General features: G+C 70.7%; 19 protein-coding genes and 6 pseudogenes. 6 read left to right on the top strand and 19 right to left on the bottom strand.

Features of this window, described 5'->3' with window-relative positions; all coding sequences use genetic code 11:
* Positions 1-35 precede the first annotated feature (35 nt).
* The 7 genes from QQM39_RS00585 to QQM39_RS00555 all read right to left on the bottom strand — a co-directional run bounded on the left by QQM39_RS00585 (position 36) and on the right by QQM39_RS00555 (position 6,456).
* Complete coding sequence (locus tag QQM39_RS00585) at positions 36-1,163, bottom strand: hypothetical protein (protein ID WP_301994587.1); 1,128 nt, start codon at positions 1,161-1,163, stop codon at positions 36-38.
* 150 nt (positions 1,164-1,313) lie between these two features.
* Complete coding sequence (gene uppS, locus QQM39_RS00580; RefSeq protein ID WP_301994586.1) at positions 1,314-3,227, bottom strand: polyprenyl diphosphate synthase; 1,914 nt, start codon at positions 3,225-3,227, stop codon at positions 1,314-1,316.
* 16 nt (positions 3,228-3,243) lie between these two features.
* Entirely contained in the window at positions 3,244-3,636 is a 393-nt protein-coding gene (locus QQM39_RS00575; RefSeq protein WP_301994585.1) for a DUF6114 domain-containing protein, read from the bottom strand.
* On the bottom strand, positions 3,633-4,235 hold the full coding sequence (locus QQM39_RS00570) for a DUF6230 family protein (protein WP_301994584.1): 603 nt from the start codon (positions 4,233-4,235) through the stop codon (positions 3,633-3,635). The genes QQM39_RS00575 and QQM39_RS00570 overlap by 4 nt, the downstream gene beginning before the upstream one ends.
* 89 nt (positions 4,236-4,324) lie before the next feature.
* Positions 4,325-4,888 (bottom strand): 2'-5' RNA ligase family protein, encoded by a 564-nt coding sequence (locus QQM39_RS00565; RefSeq protein WP_301994583.1) that lies wholly within the window; start codon positions 4,886-4,888, stop codon positions 4,325-4,327.
* A gap of 265 nt (positions 4,889-5,153) precedes the next feature.
* The gene (locus QQM39_RS00560) at positions 5,154-5,588 is read right to left on the bottom strand and encodes a hypothetical protein (protein ID WP_301994582.1); all 435 of its coding nucleotides are present in this window, start codon (positions 5,586-5,588) and stop codon (positions 5,154-5,156) included.
* Between the two features lie 28 nt (positions 5,589-5,616).
* On the bottom strand, positions 5,617-6,456 hold the full coding sequence (locus QQM39_RS00555; protein WP_301994581.1) for a DUF1206 domain-containing protein: 840 nt from the start codon (positions 6,454-6,456) through the stop codon (positions 5,617-5,619).
* 419 nt (positions 6,457-6,875) lie between these two features.
* On the opposite strand from QQM39_RS00555, the pseudogene QQM39_RS00550 reads away from it, so the two are divergent.
* Positions 6,876-7,739 (top strand): annotated as a pseudogene (locus tag QQM39_RS00550) (FAD-dependent oxidoreductase); the annotation flags it as partial.
* A 141-nt stretch (positions 7,740-7,880) separates the two neighbouring features.
* Entirely contained in the window at positions 7,881-8,708 is an 828-nt protein-coding gene (locus tag QQM39_RS00545; protein ID WP_301994580.1) for a trans-aconitate 2-methyltransferase, read from the top strand.
* A 432-nt stretch (positions 8,709-9,140) separates the two neighbouring features.
* Here QQM39_RS00545 and QQM39_RS00540 read toward each other — a convergent pair.
* Positions 9,141-9,290, bottom strand: a pseudogene (locus QQM39_RS00540) (SAM-dependent methyltransferase); the annotation flags it as partial.
* A 30-nt stretch (positions 9,291-9,320) separates the two neighbouring features.
* On the opposite strand from QQM39_RS00540, the pseudogene QQM39_RS00535 reads away from it, so the two are divergent.
* Positions 9,321-9,655 (top strand): annotated as a pseudogene (locus QQM39_RS00535) (alkene reductase); the annotation flags it as partial.
* Positions 9,656-9,771: 116 nt separating this feature from the next.
* On the opposite strand, the pseudogene QQM39_RS00530 reads toward QQM39_RS00535, so the two are convergent.
* Positions 9,772-9,912 (bottom strand): annotated as a pseudogene (locus tag QQM39_RS00530) (ATP-binding protein); the annotation flags it as partial.
* Position 9,913: 1 nt separating this feature from the next.
* On the opposite strand from QQM39_RS00530, the pseudogene QQM39_RS46030 reads away from it, so the two are divergent.
* Positions 9,914-10,276 (top strand): annotated as a pseudogene (locus QQM39_RS46030) (transposase family protein); the annotation flags it as partial.
* Positions 10,277-10,592: 316 nt separating this feature from the next.
* Here QQM39_RS46030 and QQM39_RS00520 read toward each other — a convergent pair.
* From QQM39_RS00520 to QQM39_RS00510, 3 genes are all read right to left on the bottom strand, one after another.
* Positions 10,593-11,228, bottom strand: a complete 636-nt coding sequence (locus tag QQM39_RS00520; RefSeq protein ID WP_301994577.1) for a glyoxalase — start codon at positions 11,226-11,228, stop codon at positions 10,593-10,595.
* A 184-nt stretch (positions 11,229-11,412) separates the two neighbouring features.
* Positions 11,413-11,802, bottom strand: coding sequence for a hypothetical protein (locus tag QQM39_RS00515; RefSeq protein ID WP_301994576.1), 390 nt, complete (start codon positions 11,800-11,802; stop codon positions 11,413-11,415).
* Positions 11,803-11,950: 148 nt separating this feature from the next.
* Positions 11,951-12,385, bottom strand: coding sequence for a subtilase-type protease inhibitor (locus QQM39_RS00510; RefSeq protein ID WP_301994575.1), 435 nt, complete (start codon positions 12,383-12,385; stop codon positions 11,951-11,953).
* 297 nt (positions 12,386-12,682) lie between these two features.
* On the opposite strand from QQM39_RS00510, the pseudogene QQM39_RS00505 reads away from it, so the two are divergent.
* Both QQM39_RS00505 and QQM39_RS00500 read left to right on the top strand, forming a co-directional pair.
* Positions 12,683-12,781, top strand: a pseudogene (locus tag QQM39_RS00505) (IS5/IS1182 family transposase); the annotation flags it as partial.
* A gap of 711 nt (positions 12,782-13,492) precedes the next feature.
* Positions 13,493-14,293, top strand: a complete 801-nt coding sequence (locus QQM39_RS00500) for a hypothetical protein (RefSeq protein ID WP_301994574.1) — start codon at positions 13,493-13,495, stop codon at positions 14,291-14,293.
* Here the strand turns inward: QQM39_RS00500 and QQM39_RS00495 are convergent.
* The 7 genes from QQM39_RS00495 to QQM39_RS00465 form a co-directional block, all read right to left on the bottom strand.
* A complete protein-coding gene (locus QQM39_RS00495) occupies positions 14,206-15,135 on the bottom strand; it encodes a DUF6215 domain-containing protein (protein ID WP_301994573.1) in 930 nt (309 codons plus the stop codon). The two genes, QQM39_RS00500 and QQM39_RS00495, sit on opposite strands and share 88 nt — an antisense overlap.
* Positions 15,136-15,400: 265 nt before the next feature.
* A complete protein-coding gene (locus QQM39_RS00490) occupies positions 15,401-16,615 on the bottom strand; it encodes a beta-ketoacyl synthase (protein WP_301994572.1) in 1,215 nt (404 codons plus the stop codon).
* Positions 16,615-16,875 carry an acyl carrier protein gene (locus tag QQM39_RS00485; protein WP_301994571.1) on the bottom strand — a complete coding sequence of 87 codons (261 nt, stop codon included), beginning with the start codon at positions 16,873-16,875 and terminating at the stop codon, positions 16,615-16,617. The genes QQM39_RS00490 and QQM39_RS00485 overlap by 1 nt, the downstream gene beginning before the upstream one ends.
* Positions 16,848-17,957 carry a beta-ketoacyl-ACP synthase III gene (locus QQM39_RS00480; protein WP_301994570.1) on the bottom strand — a complete coding sequence of 370 codons (1,110 nt, stop codon included), beginning with the start codon at positions 17,955-17,957 and terminating at the stop codon, positions 16,848-16,850. The genes QQM39_RS00485 and QQM39_RS00480 overlap by 28 nt, the downstream gene beginning before the upstream one ends.
* 68 nt (positions 17,958-18,025) lie before the next feature.
* Positions 18,026-18,868 carry an SDR family NAD(P)-dependent oxidoreductase gene (locus QQM39_RS00475; RefSeq protein ID WP_301994569.1) on the bottom strand — a complete coding sequence of 281 codons (843 nt, stop codon included), beginning with the start codon at positions 18,866-18,868 and terminating at the stop codon, positions 18,026-18,028.
* Positions 18,865-19,938: a 3-oxoacyl-ACP synthase III family protein gene (locus tag QQM39_RS00470; RefSeq protein ID WP_301994568.1), complete on the bottom strand. Its 1,074-nt coding sequence runs from the start codon at positions 19,936-19,938 to the stop codon at positions 18,865-18,867. Before QQM39_RS00470 ends, QQM39_RS00475 begins: the two co-directional genes overlap by 4 nt.
* Positions 19,935-21,791 carry an acyl-CoA dehydrogenase gene (locus tag QQM39_RS00465; protein WP_301994567.1) on the bottom strand — a complete coding sequence of 619 codons (1,857 nt, stop codon included), beginning with the start codon at positions 21,789-21,791 and terminating at the stop codon, positions 19,935-19,937. The genes QQM39_RS00470 and QQM39_RS00465 overlap by 4 nt, the downstream gene beginning before the upstream one ends.
* Between the last annotated feature and the right edge of the window lie 25 nt (positions 21,792-21,816).

Genomic DNA, 21,816 nt, shown 5'->3' with positions numbered 1-21,816 from the left:
GCTGGATTCGGCCCCAGCCGCGTACGGGATCCGCGTCAGGCCTCGATGCGTTCCGTGTACGCCTCGGTCGGCGGGGCCGGTGCAGGACTCGTCATGCCCGCCGACCAGAACCCCGCGGTACCGGGAATCCACGTCACGTCGTTGAGGTACGGCGCCGGCGCCGTACCGGCCGGGCCTCGGACGACGGTCCAGGTGTCACCGTGCCGGCGCAGGTACGTACTGCGGCTCTGGTCCTGGTAGTTCCAGCCCGCTATCCACGCGGCGCGCCCCTGCGCATCGCCGGCGATTCCACTCAACGACCCGACGGTGAAGCCCGCTTCCACCCGCGTCCAGGCCGTGCCGTCCCAGTGGCTCAGGGCGGGGTTGCCGGGACGGCCGGGCGGCCCGCCGACACCGGCCTCGGTGCCCACCGCCCAGACATCGTCGGGACCGGCCGAGTGAAGATCGGCGATCCCCAGACGCAGGCCCGCGATCGGGGGCAGGACCGTCCAGGCTCCGTCCCAGCGGGCCACGAGCCCGGACCATCCTCCGCCGTTCGACTGGTCGCCGCTCACCCAGACCTCGCCCGGCGAGCGCAGTACGACCCGGTACAGATTCGCGCTCGCGACGGGCAGCGGGTCCAGCCATTGCCATCGTTGCCCATCCCAGTGCAGCAGACGGGCGGCGCCGCCTCGGCTGCCGCAGATCCACACCCGCCCGTCGTGGCCGACCGCCACCGCGTCCAACCGAACGTCCGGCTCGCCCCTGCCCGGGAACGTGGTTTCCCGCCAGGTGGTCCCGTCCCAGCGCAGCAGCGGGCTGCCGCTCCCGGCAGGCCGGCCCACACTCCACGCCGCGGTGGAGCAGACGCCGGCGACGTCGCTCAACCGTGTGTGGTCCAGGTGCGACAGGTCGGTCCTGGTCCAGGCGCCGCCGTTCCACAGCATGGCCAGCCCCCGCCCCTGCGACGACCCGGCCCGGCCCTCCTCGCCGACCGCCCAGGCCAGCTGGGATCCGGCTGCGGCGATACGGCGCAGCTGCGCGGCCGGAGTGCTGCCGGGCGCCGGCACGGCCTGCCAGCCTTGCGCACGGGGCGTCGCCTCGTCGGCCCGGACCGGAGCCGGGCCGAGCCCGATCCCCGACAACGCGCCGATCGCCCCTGCGACAAATCGCCTTCGTCTCACTGCGGAATCCCTCCAGGCGGACAGCGCCGGACAGTGCCGGACAGTGCCGGGCAGCGCCGGTCAGGGACCGACAAGGCCGGACAGGAGGGACCACCGTGAACCAGCGAACCGCGGAGGTCTAGATACTCACGTGACAAAGCCCGTATCGCGTCATGGCTTCGAAGGTCCGGTGGCGGAGAGCTGGGCCGGGATGCGGGGGAGTGAGCCGTAGCGGCGGCTGCGGCGGGCGTACTGTTCGATCGCGTCCCACAGGTCACGGCGGTCCACCTCGGGCCAGGGGGTGTCCAGGAACAGCAGCTCGGCGTAAGTGGCCTGCCAGGGAAGGAAGTTGGAGGTCCGCTGGTCGCCGCCCGTGCGCAGCAACAGGTCCACGTCGGGCAGTTCGGGGACGTGCAGGTATCGGGCGAAGGCATGCTCGGACACGGAGCCGGGGTCGACCCTGCGGGCGACCGCTTCCTGGGCGAGCTTGGCCGCGGCCGCCGTGATCTCGGAGCGGCCGCCGTAGTTCACACACATGGTCAGGGTCAGCCCGGTGTGGTGGCGGGTGGCCCGCTCGGCCTCGACGAGGGTCTCGACGACGTCGGCCGGCAGGCGGGAGCGCACTCCGGCCCAGCGCACGCGGACGTCCAGTGTCGTGTCGCCGTCCGTCAGGCGACGCAGGCACTCGGGGATCTCGTACATCAGCGCGTGCAGTTCGTCGGCAGGGCGCTTCCAGTTCTCGGTGGAGAACGCGTACACGGTCAGGTGTTCCAGGCCGATCTCCAGGGCACCGTGGACGACGTCGATCAGTGCCTCGGCGCCCGCCCGGTGGCCGTCACTGCGCGGCAGCCCGCGGGCGACAGCCCAACGGCCGTTGCCGTCCATCACGATCGCGACGTGGCAGGGCATGGCCTCGGCGGGCAGCCGGGGCGGGCGGGCGCCGGACGCGTGCGGGGCCGGAGGAACCGTCGGACGCCGCTGGGCGGCAACCGAGCGCATCTCCTCGGCCCAGCCGGACGCTTCGGGCGCGTCTGCCGGGGCGAGGCCCGGCGGGCAGGACCGGATGGGGTCCGGCGAGCAGGTCCGGATGGGGAAAGGGAACAGGCCCCAGGCCAGCGCGGCCTTCGCCCGGGCAGGCAGCAACAGGCGCAGCCGGGCGCCCCGCGGCAACGCCGGGCGGCGGTGCAGCAGCGCGGCGGGGGCGTCGGCCGCCGCCTTCAGGCGCAGCCGGTACAGGTCGGTGTAGGCGCCGAGCGCGACGCCGACCGCCGGGTGCAGCACCGGTGGCAGCGGGGTGCGGTCCAGCCATGCGCGGGCCCGGTCGGCCAGGCGGCGCACCAGTTCCTCGAACTCCGGGGTGGCGCGCCGGGCCAGCAGGTCCGCCCGGCACACGCCGACCTCGTCCAAGGCCTCCTGCGGCAGTGGCACATGGCCGCGGCCCAGGTCCTCGGAGAGGTCGACGAGGGCGTCGGTGAGATAGAGACCGTCGACGGCGGTCTGCCACGCCACGGCCGCGTCGGGCACGCCCGCGGCGATCGCCTCCGGCTCGGCGGGCAGGCCCGCGACCCGCAGCACCAGTGAGCCCGCGCGCAGCCAGAACGGGGTGTTGACCAGGCTGCTGTAGCGCCGCCACTCCTGCCACGTGGCGAACTGCCGCCCGTGGACGTCCTGGCGCAGCTCCTCGAACACCGTGTGCAGGAATCCCGGCGGCAGGTTCCAGGTCAGCATGGTGTGGATCAGCGCCTGCCGTACCGGGTCGCTGCTGCGGCCGTCGCGCAGGTCGGCGTCGAACGCCGAGATCCACGCCTCCAGCCGCCCGGCCCGCCCCGGATCCCTCCCGTCGCCGCCGGTTCCGCTCCGGCTGCCAGGGGGTTCTGTGCCGTCGGCTGCGTCGGCCAGGTCGTCCACGGCTCGTACGGCGCCGTACAGGGCCCAGGTGGCGGTCCGCAACGGCGGCGGCAGCAGCAGCGAGACGGCGTACTCGATCTCGCCCGTCGCTCGGGTGGCGCGGCGGCACGCGTCGTAGCCGCGGCGCAGGGCCGCGTCGTGGATGCCGCTGCGCTGGTAGACCCGGGCGGTGGGCACAGCCGGAAACCTCACCTCACGCCTCCACTTCTGCGGTCGAAGCTGCCGGCCGGGGGACCCAGGCCAGGGCCAGGGCACTGCCGACGGCGGTGAGCAGGAAGCCCAACAGCAGGCCGCCGAGGTTGGCGGCGACCAGACTGACCAGGGACAGCACCGCGGCCAGGACGCCGGAGAAGTAGCGCAGGGCAGGGTGGTGCCACGTCGTCACACCGGCGACGACGAACAGCGCGCCGAGGGCCCACGACGCGGCGCCGGCGGTGCCGGTGAACCGCAGGAAGCCCAGCCCCACCCAGGAGACGCAGATCAATTCCAGCCCGCCGAGGCCCAACAGCAGCCCCGCCGTGAACGGGCGGCTCCGCCGCCATCCTCGCCGGCCGAACCGCCGGTCAGGCCGCATTGCCGTACTCATCGGGCCGCTCCCGGTGCGCAGCCGCCCGCACCCTGGCGCACATCGATGGAGACACCCCGGGACGTGATCGTCCCGGCGGTGAAGGCATGCGGCTGCGTGGTCACCGTGCTGCCGCTGACCTTCTGCGCTCCGACGTTGAACAGGCCCGTGGGCTCCTGCAGGGACAGCCGCGGGGTGCTGAACCTCGCGCCGGAGAGCTTCACCGACCGGGCCGTGGCCTTGCCCGCCTCAACCGTCAGGCCAGTGGCGGAGGCCTGCTCGATACGTACGACGGCCGTGACCGCTCCGACGACCGGCAGGCGGGCGGTGGAGGTGACGCAGGCGTCCTCCACCGTCGCCTGCTCCGCGCGCGTCGCCAGCGCGGGCAACAACCCGCCGCGGCCGGCGGCGGCCGGCGAGGCCGACACACCCGATACGGACACCCGCGCGGCATGCACGGTGACCGGAACCTCCCCCGCGAACGCCACGGACACGGCCCCTGCCGCGCTCCCGGCCAACAGGACGGAGGCACCCACGAGCAGGGGAGCCAGCGCCAGAGCGAAGCGGCGGCGGCTTGTCCGCCCGCCGCTGGTCATCACGGGGAAGTCGTCATCGATCACGACCGACCCAACGACCGACCCGGACCGAAGTACCGCCAAACCCACGATCGGCTGATACGACTCCGACTCCGCGGCCGGTCGCCGCACACTCAGTACGTGCCCGGGTCGCGGACCTCGCCCGTGCCCAGGGCGATCACGGCCCGGGGCACCATGGGCTCCTCGCCCCGGCGGGAGAGCAGAACCACCTCCTCGACCGACGCCGACAGCGTGCCGAGCCGGAGGGCACACTCGGTCGCCAGGGTCTTCGGGTCCTGCGTGCGGCCGAGGGACAGATGCGGGGTGAAGCGGCCGCCGCGCCCCTGGCAGAGCGGAAACCGCAGCCGCAGCTCTCGGTGGAGGCGGGCCCATGGCGCCGTGTCCGCCGCGGCCGGATCGAGCCAGACCGTCGCGTATTGCCGGTGCCGGAAGTACCGCACACCGGCCAGGCGCGCCGTGAACGGCGTGCTCTGCGCCGCGACGGTGGAGAGCAGCGGCGCGGCCCGGTCGAACGCCTCCTCCGGCACGAAGCCGAACAGCAGGTTCACATGCGGCGGCCAGCGCCGCACCTGCGGATCGTGCTCCCAGCGGATGTCCTGAATGGCCGGCCACAGCTCCCGCGGCGGAAGCCACGCCACCGCAGTCCGGGCCGTCGGCGCCACCTCGAGCGCATCCATCGGCTCGATCCCACCGAAAGCCGGATTCCCGTCCACCTGGCCATGCTCCCAAATCGGGCCAGTTCTTGGTGTAGCCCAAGTGGGGCCACTACTACTGGTTCGTACCCGATGTGATCACCGGCCCCGCCCCGAACGGCATTCCCCAGACCGACCGACCAGCGCCCACAGTTCGCCGAGGCGATCACATGATGGCTGCATCTCGATCGCCTGGGCGGTCGGCAGGGCAGCTACCGCAGACCCTCAGCGCTGCCGCTGCCGCTGCCGTTCAGAAGTCCGTGGGCAGCCCGCTCACCTCGGCGATGCCCCGCAGCTCTTCCGTCTGCTTGTTCCGTTCCCTGATGTATGCGGCGATCTCGCCGAGGCGGACGGGATCGGAAGCGGTGGTCGCGTCCGTGACGATCCTGACCGGGCCGGTCTCGTCGACATCGATCTCGATCACTTCATTGTCCAGGCGGCCGGTGACAGCGGTGGCGATCACGAGCGCGGCCTCGTCACGGACCTCCTGGGGCAGCTCGTCGCCGTCCCCCGTGTCGAGCGCGAGGTCGAGGCTGGAGAGGCGCTCCTCCTCGATCGCCTGGAGGGCGGGTTCCACCACGCGCAGCAGAAGGCGGTAGTCGTCCGTGTCCATCCGGATGCGCAGGAGGTCCAGGTAGACGTCCACGGGCCGGCCGTCGCCATGCGGAATCTCGGATTCACTCATCCGCTTCGTGTTCCCCACAGAACGCCGCTCAGACCCGTCGCCAGCGGGCCATGGCGAAGGAGAACACACCGAACAGCACCAGCCCGGCCGCGACGCAGACCAGCAGCCAGGGGCCGAGCGGGGTCTCGGCGAAGGTGCGCAGGGTGTCGTCCAGCCCCTTGGCCTGTTCGGGTTCATAGTCGATGGCCGCGCGGACGGCGAAGACGCCGGCCAGGGCGAACACCAGCCCGCGGGCGGCGCCGCCGGCCACCCCGGTGACGTCCACCAGCTGCCGCGTCCGGTGGCTCATCTGCCCGAGCCTGAGCTGGTCGCGGTACTTGCGCAGGACCGCCCGTACGCCGATCCAGCCGCCGGCCACGACGATGGCGACACCGGCCGCGCCCACGAGCCACTGACCGGCGGGTATCTCCAGTGCCCGGGCGGTGGCGTCCCGGGACTGCTGGTCGCTGGATCCGCCGCCGCTGTGGTTCCGGCTCGCCGCGAACGACAGCACGGAATACGCGACGAAGACGTAGAACGCGAAACGAACGGTCGCCAGCAGCCGCTTGCGCGCGCTGCGACCGTCCTGCCCGACGGAGCCGAAGAGCGCCTCGGACAACCGCCACAAGGCCATGCCGACGAGTCCGATGCCCAGCGCCCACAGCAGCACCGCGCCGAACGGCTTCTGCGACAGCTCCGCCAAGGCCCCTGCGCGGTCGGCCTGCTTGTTCGTGTCGCCGAAGGCGATCTGCAGCGCCAGCACACCGACGAGCAGATAGATCACACCCCGTGCGGCGAGACCCGCCCGCGCCGCCCCTTCGGTGACCGAACCCCGCGCCACCCGCCGGGCCCGGAAGCGCCCTGTCCATGCCAACGCACTCGTGTCCATGTAGACCTCCTGGCAGTCCGAATGCCCCGGCACGGCCACCACACACGCGGCTGTGCCGCCGGCCAGGGGAGTAGGCCGTGCAGGGCGACGATGAGCAGCCGCTTCGCGGCCCGTGTACGGCACGGACCGCGACCACCCAAGGCGCATTCGGGATCCGGGCGGTCCTGTCGCCGGCGGGCGGTGGTGGATGCTGCGTGACCGTGAGTGCTGTGCCGGGCGGCGCCGGACGGCGGGCCCGGGGCGGGCGGGTGTGTTCGGGGAGGCGTAAAAGGGCTTGAACGCGGTCAACCCGTCCTGCGGAGCGGGATACTGGTGGCTTCTCGCGTCGTGGCGATCAGGGGAGCGGCTGAGTGAACTCTGCCGGAGGAAAGGGCGGTTGGGGCGTGGGCGACGGCTGGGGTGGGCGGCACGCGGTAGTGGTGGGCGGGAGTCTCGCGGGGATGCTCGCGGCGCACGTTCTGGCGGGGCATGCCGACCGGGTGACCGTCGTGGAGCGCGACCGGTTCCCGGAGGGGACGAAACCGCGCCCCGGCGTACCGCAGGGCCGACATCCACATGTCCTGCTGGAGGGCGGGCAGGTGGCCATGGAGTCGCTGCTGCCGGGCTTCCTGGCGGAGTTACGGGCGGCGGGGGCCCCGCGGGTGGGCATGCCGTCGGACATGGTGCTGTGGCAGAACGGCCGCTGGTTCCGCCGACTGCCCGCGACGACGCACATCTACACGGGTTCCCGCGCGCAGCTCGAGGAGCTGGTACGGCGGCGGGTTCTGGCCAACCCGGTGATCAGCGCGGTGGACGGGACCGATGTCGTAGGGCTCCTCGGCGACGCCTCGCGCGTGCGGGGCGTGCTGCTGCGGGACCGCACCGGCGACGCCCGCGGGGACCAGCGGGCCCTCGAGGCCGACCTGGTCGTCGACGCCTCCGGCAGCGGCACGAAGGCCCCGCAGTGGCTCACGGCGATCGGGGCCGAGGCCCCGCACGAGGAGACCATCGACACGGGACTTGCGTACGCCTCGCGCGTCTACCGCGGCAAGAACGGCGTCCTCGACGGCGACACCCTCGGCTACTACGTCTACCCCGGCCCCGACCAGGTCCACGCCGGCGGTGCGCTGCCGTTGGAGGACGGCAGCCATCTGGTCATCGTCTCGGGACTGCGCGGCGACGAACCGCCCACGGACGACGACGAGTTCGTGACGTACACCAAGAGGCTGCCGCATCCGCTCCTGCACCGGTGGCTGGACGAGGCCGAACCCCTCTCGCCGGCCTTCGGCTACCGACGCACCGCCGGCGACACCGGAGCAACCGGCGGTCTGAGCGAGGCACAGTCCTAATCGTTCACTGGATTCGACGCCTTGGGCGGGCGAGGCGTACTCCGCACGTCTCTGGCTCCGCTCCTGACGCACCGGACAGGCCCTATTGTGCTGCCCATGCGCGACGACACGCCTGACGAAACGCGCCGTGTCCGCCTGAGCCGGACCTTCGACGAGGACGCGGAGCTGTACGACCGGGCCAGGCCCGGATATCCGCCGGAGTTGTTCGACGACCTCGCCGAGGTGGCCGGAACCGGCCCCGGCTGTCGTGTCCTGGAGGTGGGAGCAGGCACAGGCAAGGCGACCTTGCCGCTCGCCGAGCGCGGTTGCCGGATTACCGCTGTGGAGCTGGGCGCGGACATGGCTGCCGTCGCCCGGCGCAATCTGGCCGGCTTCGAGACGGTGGAGATCGTGACAGCGGACTTCGAGACCTGGCCGCTGCCGCAGGAGCCGTTCGACGCCGTGGTTTCGGCGACGGCGTTCCACTGGATCGATCCGGCGGTGAGGATGGCAAGAGCCGCCGACGCGCTGCGGCCCGGTGGCGCCCTCGCGGTAGTCGCCACGCAGCATGTGGCGGGCGGCAGCGAAGACTTCTTCGTCGAGGTTCAGGGCTGCTACGAGTGTTTCGATCCGCACACTACTCCGGGACTGCGGCTTCCTGCCGCGGCCGATGTCGACACCTCGGATCACGCGGATGAGGTCGCACGCAGCGGCCGGTTCGGACCTGTCATCTTCCGCCGTTACGTGTGGGACCTGACGTACACCACGGCGGAGTATCTGGCAGTGCTGCGGACCTACTCCGGCCACCGGGCGCTGTCGCCGCAGGCCAGGGAGGGCCTGCTGGAGTGCATTGCCGGGCTGATCGACAGGCGCTACGGAGGCCGAGTCACCAAGCGGTATCTCACGGAGCTGCGGGTGTCACGAACGGCTCCGGCCCTACGGTAGGCGCACCTCCACCCGTGCCCACCCGCACATCTCCATCTGGCAACGCACCGCGCCTTTGTCGCATGTTCCGGCTGCCCACTATTTCGACTACGGCGCTGACCGCAACGTCGTTCCTGCCGCGATCAACAATCTCACCACCCGCGAACGGATCACCAAGGGCTAGACGACTTCCTGGGGGTGCAGGACCTGCCAGACGCGGTAGCTCGGATCGGTCTGCGACCGGGCGATCCGGTGTTCCTGAGACCGGATCGCCCGGTCGGTGAAGATCTGCTGGACTACGTCCGTTCCAAGGAATTCCGGAATCTGGAACGCGAGTCGAAGCGGAATTACGCGACGGATACCCGGCTGCTGCTGGAATTCTTGTCCTCCCGCGGAGTGGCGTGGCGGAAGGCGACCGAGCAGGACTTGGCTGACTATCGGGCGCGTCCCGTTTCAGCTCACCTGCCGCCTGAACAACCCCGTCCACAAGAAGTCCTCCCCGAACCACGGCGAGTCCGCCGTCTCGTCGCGCATCCGGCACAGTTCCACCTCCGTCAGCTCCGAGAAGATCCACCGCAGGGACTCGGTTGTGTACGCGAGCCCGACGCTCCCGCAGCCACGGCGACGGAGCTGATGGCGACCTATTACGCCCAGCGAGCGAGCGCCGGACTGATCATCACCGAGGGCATCCAGCCGTCGGTCGGCGGCCAGGGCTACACCAACATCCCGGGCCTGCACTCCGCCCAGCAGGTCGACGCCTGGCGGAAGGTGACCGACGCCGTCCATGCCCAGGGCGGCACGATCTTCGCCCAGCTGATGCACACCGGCCGGATCAGCCACCCCAGCCTGCTGCCCGACGGATTCATCCCCGTCGCCCCCTCCTCCGTCGCGGCGGCGGGCCAGGTGTTCACGTACCAGGCCCCCAGGACTACGTCACGCCGAAGGAACTGGACCAGGACGACATCACTTGACCTGAAAAGAAGTCATCATCCGCGAGTGCGGGCGAGGCAAGACGCCGCGTGGCCGCAGTGTGCGCGTACTCGTGCGAGTGCGCCACCTCGTACGAAGCTTTGTGCACCACGGCTCAGGCCGCGTCGGTGTCCCGCTGGATGGCCTGGAGGCGGTTCTTGAGCCGGCAACTGTTGCTGTTGATCGAGACGGCCTCGCAGCGGTGCAGGAGGCGGTCGAGGATCGCGGTGGCCAGGACCTCGTCGCCGAAGACCTGGCTGCTGTGGGTCTCGGCGGCCCGACCCGGACGCACCTCGGAGATCACCGCCTGCCGCCACGACCAGCTCACCGCCAAACTGCGGGCGGCCGGACTCGGGGCCATCGCAGACCTGGGATATGTCGGCCTCGACGACAGTGATCCCGACGCCGACCCGGCCGTGATCACCGGCTACAAGACCGCCCGGAACCGGCCCCTAACGCGAGGTCAGAAGCTGTCCAGCAAGGCGCTGGCAGCCGTGAGGGCGCCGGTCGAGCACGGCTTCGCCCACCTGAAGAACTGGCGGGTCCTCGGCAAGGTCCGCACCGACCCGACATGGGCGACCGCCCTGGTCAGGGCCCTGCTGGTCCTCACGAACCGCGAGCCTCCCGATGACCGACGATCTTCGCCGAAGTCATCCGCCCACGACCAGCACGAGCACCCCGCCCCCCCCGCACACCAGACCCGTGACCGGCAACTTCACGATGCATACCGCTCATTGTCGACGGCATGCCAGAGGGAGAAGGACGTGCTGGTGAGTGCCTGCTGGGGCACTTTCGTGCTTTGGTGGCACTGACACAAGCCCCCCGCTTGCTCACGCCAGTACCTGGGGAAATGCGTGAACTTCTGTCTGGGGAATTGCGCGAGGCACAGCAGACATACGGCGAAACCCCTTACGCCGATGGCGGCGTACGCCTGCCTCACCCCTTCCCCGGCGAGGCGGCCTCCAACGCGGTCGTCCACGCGAAGCCGTCCGGGTCGGTGAACGGCCCCGCATCGCCGCCGATCGTGAGCCGGTGCGATCCGGTGCCGCCGGCGGAGACGCCGACCACCTTGGCCAGGGCACGGCGCTTGTACAGCGCCAGCTTGACGGGACCCGACCCAGTCACGAACTCTACGTACTTGCTGCCAAAGCTCTTCGCCACGGCCAGGCCGCGATCGACGTAGAACTGCTTGCTCGCCTTCACGTCCTCGACACCGAGCAGGAGCACGATCTCGTCGACCTGCCAGGTGGCCGGCCCGGTGTCCTTCTTCGACGACGATGCGACCTGCCAGACCGTCCCGTCCGGGGCCTGTACGACGCCTCCGTAGCCCCAAAGCGACTTGGCGGCAGGCTTCAGCGTCGCGGCGCCGGCGTCCACGGCTGCGTCGACGAGGGCGTTGACGTTGGCCGGCTGGGACACCACGAGCGACAGCGTGAACCCGCGGAAGCCGGTTGTCGGTGCTTCCGAGGACCGCAGTTGTATCTGGCTGCCCAAGCCGAAGGCCGCGGTGTAGAAGCGGTGGGCGGCGGTGGGGTCGGCCACCTCAAGGGTGACGGATTTGATCGAAGTCATGACGACGACGCTAGCTACGGCTCTCAAGCCTGCGCTTCTCGATTCCTGACCAGAACGAAGACCTGGCAGAGCCCTGAGGCCTCGCCCCTCTACGGCAAGCACACTCCTTCCGCCTACGAAGCGGTGGACTACCACGACTGAAAGCGGATTTGGCCAGAGGTGACGGCCAAGCGGTGGGGCTGCGTCAGGCACAAACATCGCCTGTCCGGGCATTGCCTTCGCCGCCCTGCACTTCGCCCTCAACGGCGGACCGGGCTTCCAGGGGCATGTCGCCGGTTTGCAAGTGTAGGGCGGCGGTATGCAGGAAGGCATCGATAGCTGTATGTGGGTCAATGCAGCCCATGCTGGAGGCCGAAGCACGGTCGTGGTTGCCGGCTGCAGCAGTCAACTCGCCGTCGTAGTGGGCCTGCTCGAGGCGCCCGGGGTCGTGTTCGGCGCGACACAGGTTGTGCAGCGCTTCAGCCGAGGCACAAGAAGCCGCGAGTCGTTCACTGCGTGTTCGCTCGTCTCTTGGAAACCGCTCGTTGCGCTCGGCGATGCGCGCTTGGAATACATGGCGTTCGGCGAGTGCCAAGAGTTGAGGTTGGGACCGTGCCGTGTGCGTACGGCGCGGCCCCATGTGTGATTCTGCCGAAGTTGTGGCCGCCGATGCGGCCGGATCCTCCTTACTCCAGTACGACCACTAGGTCCGGCCCGTGAGAGGCCTTACTGGACGTGGTGGCTCAGAAGGCGAATACCGATGCGCCTTGGGTTTCCTTGATGCAAGGATTGGCGAAGGTGTGCTCGTAGTTCACGCGTGTACCGCGCCATACGCCTTGTACGGTGACCACAACGGGGCGGTATTCCTTCGTGCAGTGTCGTCCTGTCCCATCAGCGCGGAGTGTGGCCAGGCGCTCGAGGTCTCCGTTCACGCGATCCAGATCCGTGCACGCTTGTCGCGGATCGGGGTGAGTTCCCGAGGTGGTGTATGCGCAGTTCACGGTTACTGCGCGCTCCGGTGCTGTTGTGGCGGCGTTCTCGCCGTGGCCGGTGGTCAGGACCAGGGCCGAAGGGGCGTACAGCGCGGCGGGGGCGCTGTGGGCGGGCATGGCCAGGGGACCTGTCAGGGCTGCGGTGAGCAGTACTCCTGTCATTGCCCAGCGTGTCATTGGTCGCATGGTGCATCTCCCTTCTTCTTGCGGTGTTCAGTGCCTCGAAGTACCCACTGTGTTGCTCACGTCTCAGGGCGGAATAGCTGAAGTGTTTCCCGTCACTGAAATTCAGACTCGATTGCCAATTCAATCACTGGCTTGATTGGCTAAGCGGCCTTCATGACTGAGGAGGTGAGCGATCCTTCACCCTGTTCGCCGGCGGAAGGCGTGGCCGATGTGACCGGGGTGTGAAATGGCCTGAAATTGGTGAGCATACTTTCGGCGGCGGGTGTGTGAGCGACGGTGTACGGCGATGCGGCAGCCCCTCTAACCAGACCGGATGCGGTCCTGGCCGACAAAGGTTTCTCCTCACACGCCATTCACGACTACCTGATCAAGCGCGGCATCCGAGCAGCCACACCCGCCAACATGGGCGGAACGCCCGACATACACAGGCGGTTTGGCCCTTCACCCCCTGGCGATTGGGGACATGGACGAGTTCACCGACAGGTGGGGGCGCCCTGGTTCGCACAGGCGGCGAACGGCCGGCTCGCCCACTCCAGCCACATGCCTGGACGCACTCCCCAGGGACCCTGGCGGCAGCGGTGACCATCACGCGGGTTCCTGCAGATCCTGGTACGCCCCCACTAATCGGCAGGGCCGTATCAGCCGACCTCGCGCTGGGGTCGGCACCATGATCTCGTCTGGCCGGTGTGAGAGACGCCAGGGGCGGTGGGGCCCTGGGAGAGATAGAGAGAGCCATGACATCTCCCGGGCCCCTGGCGTATGGAGCCGTACGGTTCAACCGATCACGGCCCCAGGGATCACCACCCCACAACGGGTCGAAGATGCGGCACATCGTCGGCGACACGGGCTCCGTCCACCACCAGCACCGTCCGCCCCCGCCGGCCCGATCACCGGTAACGACCGGAAAACCCAGCCCCCGAACACACGATCCGCCCGCCATCCAACGGGCGCAGGCGCAGCCCGCCGACTCCCCGGCGACCGAAGCAGACCAGCACTCCCGCTCAAGCGCCGCCCGGCCCAGCATGCGCAGGTGGACGACTTTGCAATCCGCCAACGGTGAAATCTTGCGTCGAAGTTCGGCCGAAACTGGGGAATGCCCACCGCCTGATGGCCGCCCGTGTCAATCTCCCGCCAGTACGACGCCGAACCGAGGAAGTTATGCGACTGCGAGTACTGACGTGGATGTTTCTCCTGGCCGTTGCCGGTCTTCTGCTGACTTCCTGCGGCGCGGGGGGCCAAGAGTACGCCGACCAGGTCTGGAACGCTCGCAAAGCACTGGTCGATGGTCAGATCAGCTACGCCCCGCTGCGGGGGATGGAAGTCGGCGAGACGAAGTTCTTCACCGCCTACGTCGGCGGCGTCGAGCGGGCCCAATCCACGAAGGACAAGCAGCAGACGAAGCACAGGAGAGTGCCCGTCAACGCTGACATCGGCGTAACCCTGACCTGTAGTGGAAACGTCACCTGTCAACCTGATGGACCGACTCGCCAGGTCGTACTCGCCGGCGACACCAGGGAATGGAACTGGTCGGTCCGCCCGACCGGAAGCGGGAAGTTCACCCTCGTGGTGACAGTGACGGCGTACCTCGCCGACACGAACACCGTGGTAGAGGCGGTTCACCTGCCTCCCCTGAGCATGGACGTCCCCCCGTCGCTCACCGAGTTGTTGAAGAGCGTGCTCAGCGTGTGGGTCATCGGGATCGTGGGGGGCCTGTGCCTCGTGTTCGCCGCCCTATGGCCGGTCTACCGGGACATCGCCGACCGGCGTACCACCCGCCGACGCCGGCAAGAAGCAGAGCAGGCCTCTGCCGCCCAGGCCGATCACTCCGACGAAAGCCCACCTGCGGCCCCACCAGCTGACTCCGACTCCGATGCACCGCCGAAGGCCGAGCGGAGCCCTGGCTCCTGAACCGGACCAGGACCAGGACCGGGACCACCGACTGGTCCACGAATCTTCAGCTTCATGGTGTGATCCGAGGAGAAAACCGCCGGCCGGCCGAGAACCGTGAGCGTCTTTACGTCTTTCTCGCCCCCCATCTCCATCAGCTTCACGTACTGGTCGGTCGACAGCTTGTTGTAAGTGGCCGAGATATTCACGGTGTACGTGCCGAATGTGACCTCGGCCTCCGGCTGGGCCACTCTGCCGTCGGTCAAGGGAGCCGTGTTGCTGGTGCCGGAAGCCGTGGTCGCGCTCTCTCCGGGCGTTCCAAGGAGCTCGGCCAGGTCTGGCCGGTTGAGTGCCTCGCACAGCTCTTCACCAGTCACAGCCTGGGGCGTCTCCTTGTAGGCCCTCGGGAGCTCCTCGTGTTCGCCGCCCGAACACGAGGCGGGCTGCGGGGTGCTGTCGTCAGACGGCATCACGCGGGGGGCCACCCACAGGGCGGCCGCGAGTGCCCCGAACACGGCCACGGCCGCGACCGCCTGGCCCCAGGCGTTGGGCTCCTTCTCCGTAGTGTCCGGGCCGGGACGCGGCCCGGCTCCGGCCTGGGCCTGGGCATGGGCGGCAGCATCGACCGCTGCCCCGTCTACCGAGGCCACCGGACCCGGGTTCCGGCGTGCGCGCAAAGCCCGCACCACTGCGTGGACACGTACTGCGGTGAACAGGAGGAACACCACGCCGAGACCGGCCGCGACCCGGTCGTGATCGCGGACGGCGAGGTACATGATGCGTATGCCGAGAACGGACCCGACCGCGATGAACAGGGGTTCGCGGACCCAGAATGGCAGGAGACGGAGGAGGAAACCGAGCATCCGGTGATCTCACCAGGACAAGACCAACGTTCGCCGTGGTGGAAGCCACAGTTCCGGGCACGTGCAGGGCCTGCCGAAGCCAAGGCCGCTCATGGAGATCGAGCCTTGGGGCGGTGGGGTGCCCGATCTGTAGGTTGAGCGTGCAGATCATGACGGCGACCAGGCTCACGACGCAGTCGGGCAACCAGCCGCGCGGATCGTCGCGGGCGCCCCTCCTGCTGCTTCTCCGCGGCCGCGCAGGGTCGGATCGTGCCGAACCCGCGGTTCAGGCCGACGTGAACGCGAGCACGGTGTTGTGTCCGCCGAAGCCCAGCGAGTGGCTGAGAGCGAGCCGGATGGGTTGTGGGCGGCTGGTGCCGTGGACGATGTCGATGCCGGTGGTGCTGTCGTCCGCGGTGGTGAAGTTGGCGGTGGGCGGGACGGTCCGGCGGGCGATGCTCATCGCCGTCAGGGCCGCTTCGATGGCGCCGGCCGCTCCCATCGTGTGTCCCAGGACGCCTTTGGCCGAGGTGACCGTCGGGTGTCTGGGGGCGTAGAGGTCCCGGATCGCTGCTGCCTCCGCCGCGTCGTTGAGCGGAGTGCTGGTGCCATGGGCGTTGACGTGGTCGACGTCGGTGGGGTCGGCTCCGGCACCGGTGAGTGCCATCGAGGTGGCCGAGCGCAGCCCCGCGCCTGTGGGGTGCGGCGCCGTGGGGTGGTGGGCGTCGCTGGTGGTGCCGTGGCCGGCCAGGACCGCCAGGACGCGTGCGGCGCGTGCGTCCGCATGCTGCCTGCGCTCCAGCACGAGCAGGCCGCAGCCCTCGCCGAGGACGAAGCCGTCGCGGTCCTTGTCGAAGGGGCGGGAGGCACGGGCGGGGGCGTCGCACCGTGTGGAGAGGGCGCCCATCTTGGCGAACGCGGCGGCGCACAGGGGGGTGACCATGGCGTCGGTGCCGCCGGCGACGGCGATGTCGCAGGCTCCCGCTCGCAGCAGGAAGGCGGCCGTGATGAGGGCCGTGGCTCCCGAGGCGCAGGCCGTGGAGGTCTGCAGGGAGGGGCCGGTGACGCCGAGTTCGAGCGCGAGGTGACCCGCGGCCATGTTGGGCAGGAAGGCCGGCAGCGTCATGGGGGAGAGTGCGGTGGGGCCGGTGGCGAGCAGCTTGTGGTGCTGGGTTTCCAGGGTGCCGATGCCTCCTGCCGCGGTGCCGATGACCACCGCCACGCGTCCACAGTCCCAGTCGGCCGGGTTCAGTTGGGCGGAGGCCAGGGCTTCCCGGGCCGCGATCAGCAGGAAGCGCGTACTGCGGTCGAAACGCCACAGCCGGCCGCGCCCGGACTCCAGGGGCGGTACGCGGCAGGACAGGTCCACCGGCGCGTCGCGCAGGGCGGGGTCGGTGTGTGCGGTGGACCGGCCCGCGCACACTGTCTCCCAGGTCTGCTCGGCGCCGATGCCGCCGGGAGTCACCAGCCCGATTCCGGTGACGGCGATCTCTTCGCCCACTACGCCGTCCCGCGGCCGGGTGCCTGCGCGCCGAGGAGTTCGGTCACCGTGCGGGCCACGTCCTCGACGGTGAGGTCGGCGGTGGCGGCGGAGTCGTCGAGGGGGATCTTCCACTGCTCCTGGAGGGTGACGTACAGCTCCACGACGGCGAGGGAGTCGAGCTCCAGGTCGCCGAGGGTGGCGTCCGGGGCGATGCGGTCGGCCGGGACTTCGAACTTGTCGCCGAGAAGGGTCACGAGGTGGTCGTAGACGCGGTCCACGGGTGGCTCCTTGAGAGGTCGGTGGTGGACAGGGGCTTGGTGCCCGGACGGGCGGGCGGCGCTTCGTGCCGAGGCACCGCCGAGGGCCAGTTGAGGGCGACGGATGCCCAGGTGAGGCCGCCGCCGAAGGCCGTGAACAGACTCCGCTCTCCGGGCGCGACGGCGGTGTGCACGGTGGGGTCGGCCACGACGAGGGGGATGGAGGCGGCCGCGGTGTTGCCGAGCTCGTGGATGTTGCCGAACCGGTGGGCCGGGGCGATGCCCAGGCGTTCGCCGACGGAGTCCAGGATGCGCTGGTTGGCCTGGTGGCCGATGAAGGCCCGGACGGTTTCCGGTGCCCAGCCTGCTTGCCGGAGTGCCGAGTTGGCGGACTGGGCCATGCGGCGGACCGCGTGGGCGTAGACCGCCCGGCCTTGCATACGGAAGGAGTACGGGTCCGGGGAGGACGGAGGCAGTCGGCGCGGGTGGCGGGAGCCGCCGCCGGGGACGGTGATGAGGTCGTGGCCGCTGCCGTCGGCACCCAGATCGGTGGCGATGACGGCTCCGGGATCGTCCCGGGCACCCGGGCGCAGTATGACCGCGCCGGCGCCGTCGCCGAAGATCGGCGCGGTCTGCCTGTCCCGCGGGTCCACGATGGAGGTGTAGGTGTCGGCGCCGATCACCAGCGGCATGGCGCAGGCGCCACCGCGTATCAGGGCGGTGGCGGTGGTCAGGGCGTACAGGAATCCGGAGCAGACCGCCGCGAGGTCGAAGGCGGGGACGGTGCCCAGACCCAGGCGGTGGGCGACGGCGGGGGCGGTCGCGGGGCACGGGTGGTCGGGCGTGGTGGTGGCGAGGAGCAGCATGTCGGGGCGGTGGTCCCCGGCGGAGGCGATGGCCGCCCGTCCCGCGCCGACGGCGAGGTCGCCGGTGCTGGTGCCGGGTGCGGCGTGGCGGCGGCGCGCGATGCCGGTACGGTCGCGGATCCAGGTGTCGTCGGTCCGCAGGGCACCGCGTGCGATGACGGTGTCGTTGTCGACGACACGGTCCGGGAGACAGGCTCCGATTCCGGTGATGACCGCGGTGGTGTCGGTCGGCCGCATGCTGTTCCTTCCCGGGGGTCTTTCAGGCGGGTCTTTCAGGCAGGCCTTTCCTGTGGGCGGGCGGATGTTCACGCCGCGGCGAAGGGCGAGGGGGGTTTGGGGTGGCCGGCCAGACCTCCGTCCGGGACGGCCAGTCCGCCGTCGACGACGAGCGCGTGACCGGTCACGAAGGACGAGGCGGGGGAGGCGAGGAAGAGCGTGGCGCCGACGACCTCGTCCGTGGTGGCCCAACGGCCGAGCGGGACGTGGCTGGTGAGCCAGTCGGACAGCGGTCCGGTCCCGCTGGCGAACGCGGTCATGTCCGTCCGGGTCCAGCCGGGGCACAGGGCGTTGACGCGGATGCCCTGGCGGGCCCAACCGACCGCCAGGCTGCGGGCCAAGGAGAGCTGCGCGGCCTTGGTGGCGGCGTACGCCTCCATCATGGGGGTGCCGACGAGACCGGCGACGGAGGACATCAGGATCAGGCTTGCGCGGTCCGATTCGGCCAGGTGGGGGTGGGCCGCGCGGCACAGGGCGGCTGTGGCGTTGAGGTTGACGGCGACGACGGCGTCCCAGTCCTGCTGGCGGGCGGCCTGCAGCGGTGCCAGCAGCGGGGTTCCGTCCTCGGCCGCGGGGAGGGTTCCGGCGTTGTGCACGATGACGTCGAGACCGCCCAGCGCGGACGCCGCCCGGTCGACGAGGCCGGCCGCGACGCCCGGCTCGGCGAGGTCGCCTTCGAGGGCCACGGCTTTCCTGCCGCGGTCCTCCACCGCGCGCACGGTGGCGTCGAGGGCGGGCAGGGTACGCGCGGTCACCGCCACATCGCAGCCCGCGTCGGCGAGGCCCTGCGCGACGGTCTTGCCGATACCTCGTGAGGCGCCCGTCACCAGCGCGCGGGCGCCGTCCAGACGGAAGAGATCCAGAGCGTTCATTGCGGAGAACCTTCCGGCTCGCAGAGAGGGAACAGAGGTGTTCCTGGTGCCCCCGGCACCCCGAGCGCCGGTGCTCCGCTCCAGGTGAGCAGTGCGCTGCCCCAGGTCATGCCGGCGCCGAAGACGGCCACGAGAACGCGGTCGCCGCGGCTGAGGCCGTGCCGCTGTGCGGCGCGGGCGAGTGCGTACGGCGCGCTGGCGGCGCCGATGTTGCCGACCTCGTCGCCCACGACGATCAGGCGGTCGGGAGGAATGCCGAGGTCGTCGGCGATACGCCGGAGAAGTACGGGGTTGGGCTGGTGGGCGACGACACAGGCGATGTCCCGCATGCTCAGCCCGGCGCGGTCGAGGATGTCGGTGATCAGCCGGGGGAAGACATCGGTGATGAAGCGGCTGATCGTCCGGCCGTCCATGCGGATGCAGTGCGCTTTGTCGACGACCGTGTCCGGCCCCGCCGGGAGGCGGCTGCCGCCGGCCGGGATGAGGACACGGTCGGCGAGGGTGCCGTCGCTGCCCAGGTCGAAGTGGGTGAAGCCCTGGGTGGTCTCCACCGGGCCGAGGATCGATGCTGCGGCTCCGTCGGCGAACAGTACGGCGGTACCGCGGTCGGCCGGATCGAGGAACTTCGAATACGCCTCGACGCCCACCACCGCGGCGTAGCGGATGTCCGGGGAGCCCTGCAGCCAGTCGTGCGCCACCTTGGTGGCGAACAACCAGCCGGAGCAGGCGGCGCTGACGTCGAGGGCGACTGCGTGCGAGGCGCCGACCGCCGCCTGGACGCGGCACGCGGTAGACGGGCCCAGTTCGTCTGGTGTGGAAGTCGCGCAGACCAGGAGGCCGAGGTCGCTCACGTCGATGTGGGCGGCGGCCGCCGCCGAGCGGACCGCGTGCGCGGCGAGGTCGGACGCCGCCTGGTCGGGAGCGGCGACGTGGCGCGCGTGGACGCCGGTCCGTTCGCTGATCCAGTCCGCCGTGACTCCGGCGCCGCGCGCCACCTCGGCGTTGGTGCGCACCGTGGGCGGCAGATACGTGCCCATGCCCAGGACTCCGATGCGGCGGGTGCCCCTCATACCGCCCCTCCACGGGTCCAGGTCAGTGTGGCGTCCATGGCCGCGGTGCAGTCCGTCGCGGCCATGGGAGCGCCGACGAGGTCCTCGGGGTGGGCGAACGCCTCGGTCAGCAGCGGCAGATGGGGCAGCACCGCGTCGCACAGCCGGTCGGCGGCACCGGACAGGGCCTCGATGTCCGTGCGCCCGAGCGTGCCCAGGGTGAGCAGGGGGCCGGCCCAGCGGCGTGCCGTCATGACGCCGTGCAGGGCTGCCAGAGGTGTGAGGGCGTCCGTCAGGGTACGGTCCTGGATACGGTCGAGCACGCGCGTCAGGTCCTCGGCCACGAGTCGCATGGCGTGCGTCCCGCCCAGCTCGCCGGCCTCCTCCAGCAGCGGGTTCCATACGTCGAAGTCGGCCGTGTCCCGGGCTCCCGGGTCGCTCAACTGCCGCAGACGCCCGGTCAGCAGGGCCTCGTGACGGCGCACGACCGTGGCCCACCAGTGCGGGGACACCGGCGGTGGGTCCGGGGGCGTTGGGGACGCCGGGGCGGGGGAGCGCTGCTCAGCCAGGGCGCGTCCGATGTCGTAGAAGATGAGCTGGCTGTCGCCTCCCGCCGGGTCGAACGCGTGATGGAAGCCGTGGTAGGCGGCGAGCCGGTTCACGTCCAGGTGTCCGGCAAAGCCGCAGCGGCGCCGGCAGTCGGCGATGACCCGGGCTGCCGTACGGACCGCGACCGCCTTGTACGCGGCCAGCGGCTGGTGAACGGCGGTCCAGGGTGTGAAGCCCATCGCCGCGTCGGCGGGGCGGAGTTGAGGGCCCGTGGCGGACTCGGCCCAGAGGCCGGCCGCCCGGTGCGCGGCGCACGTCAGGGCGAAGGCGTCGGCCAGTGCGCCCAGGACGGCGCGCTGCTGGGTCCGGTACGAGAGCAGCGGGGCGCCGGGCGCCAGCCGCCCCTGAGTGCGGCGCTGCCGTGCGTAGTTGACGGCCAGTACCGCGGCCTGGCGGGAGGTTGCGGCGGCGACCGCGGGCATGGTCGCCCACAGCCCCTGCCCCACGCGCAGGGTGCGCTGCAGGCGCAGATCAGCCGAACCCGCCGGGTCGTGGAAGGCTCCGTCGTCGCCGATACGGGCACCGTCGCCGAGCCAGTGGGCGTACGGCACCCGGACATGGTGGAAGCGCACCTGGACGTAGTCGAGCGGCAGGGCACTCAGCCCGAGTGGCGAGGACATCTCGATGCCGGGCAGCAGACCGTCGCCGTCGGTGAGGCCGACCACGAACGCGAACACGCCACGGTCGGTGCCCCCGACGAACAGCCGGGCGAGAACCACGGCCGTCTGCGGGACACCGCGCGTCCCGGCGCTGCCGAACTTGGCGGCGCGCGGGTCAGGAGTGTGCAGCACGAACCCGCCTGTGCCGGGGTCGAAGTCGGCCCGGGTCCCGGGGGCGAGGTGGCTGTTGGCTCGGCCCACCTCGGTGATCAGGTAGACACCCTTGGCCCGCCCCGACTCCAACGCCGCCATGTGCGTCTCCAAAGGCTCGCTTTCGCCGGAGAGCTGTGCCATGGAGCCCAGGCAGAGCAGGTAGTGCACGAGTGCCGCCAGACAGAGGGAGGGATCGGCGACCGCCGACCAGGCGTGGACGGTGGCAAGCTGCGCGGGCTCGTCGAAGAGGCGGCGGGCCGGGGGCAGCAGTTCACCCAGCACGCGCAGCCGCCGCAGGATGCGCTCGCCGTCGCCGACGGACGCCGCGGTCTGGGGTTCGGGGCCGGTGGCGAGCGCCTTGTGCAGGGAGGCGAGGAAGGCGGGATCGACAGGCCCGTGGACGAGTCGGTGCAGTTCGTCGTGGGTGGCTGTGGGCAGGGACGCGAGGAGCATCGCCGGTCTCCAGAGCAGGGAGTGG

It is taken from the genome of Streptomyces sp. DT2A-34 (assembly GCF_030499515.1).
In the GTDB taxonomy this organism is placed as follows: domain Bacteria; phylum Actinomycetota; class Actinomycetes; order Streptomycetales; family Streptomycetaceae; genus Streptomyces.
The sequence above is the reverse complement of the archived record's forward strand: the minus strand, read 5'-3'. Positions and strand labels throughout refer to the sequence as shown.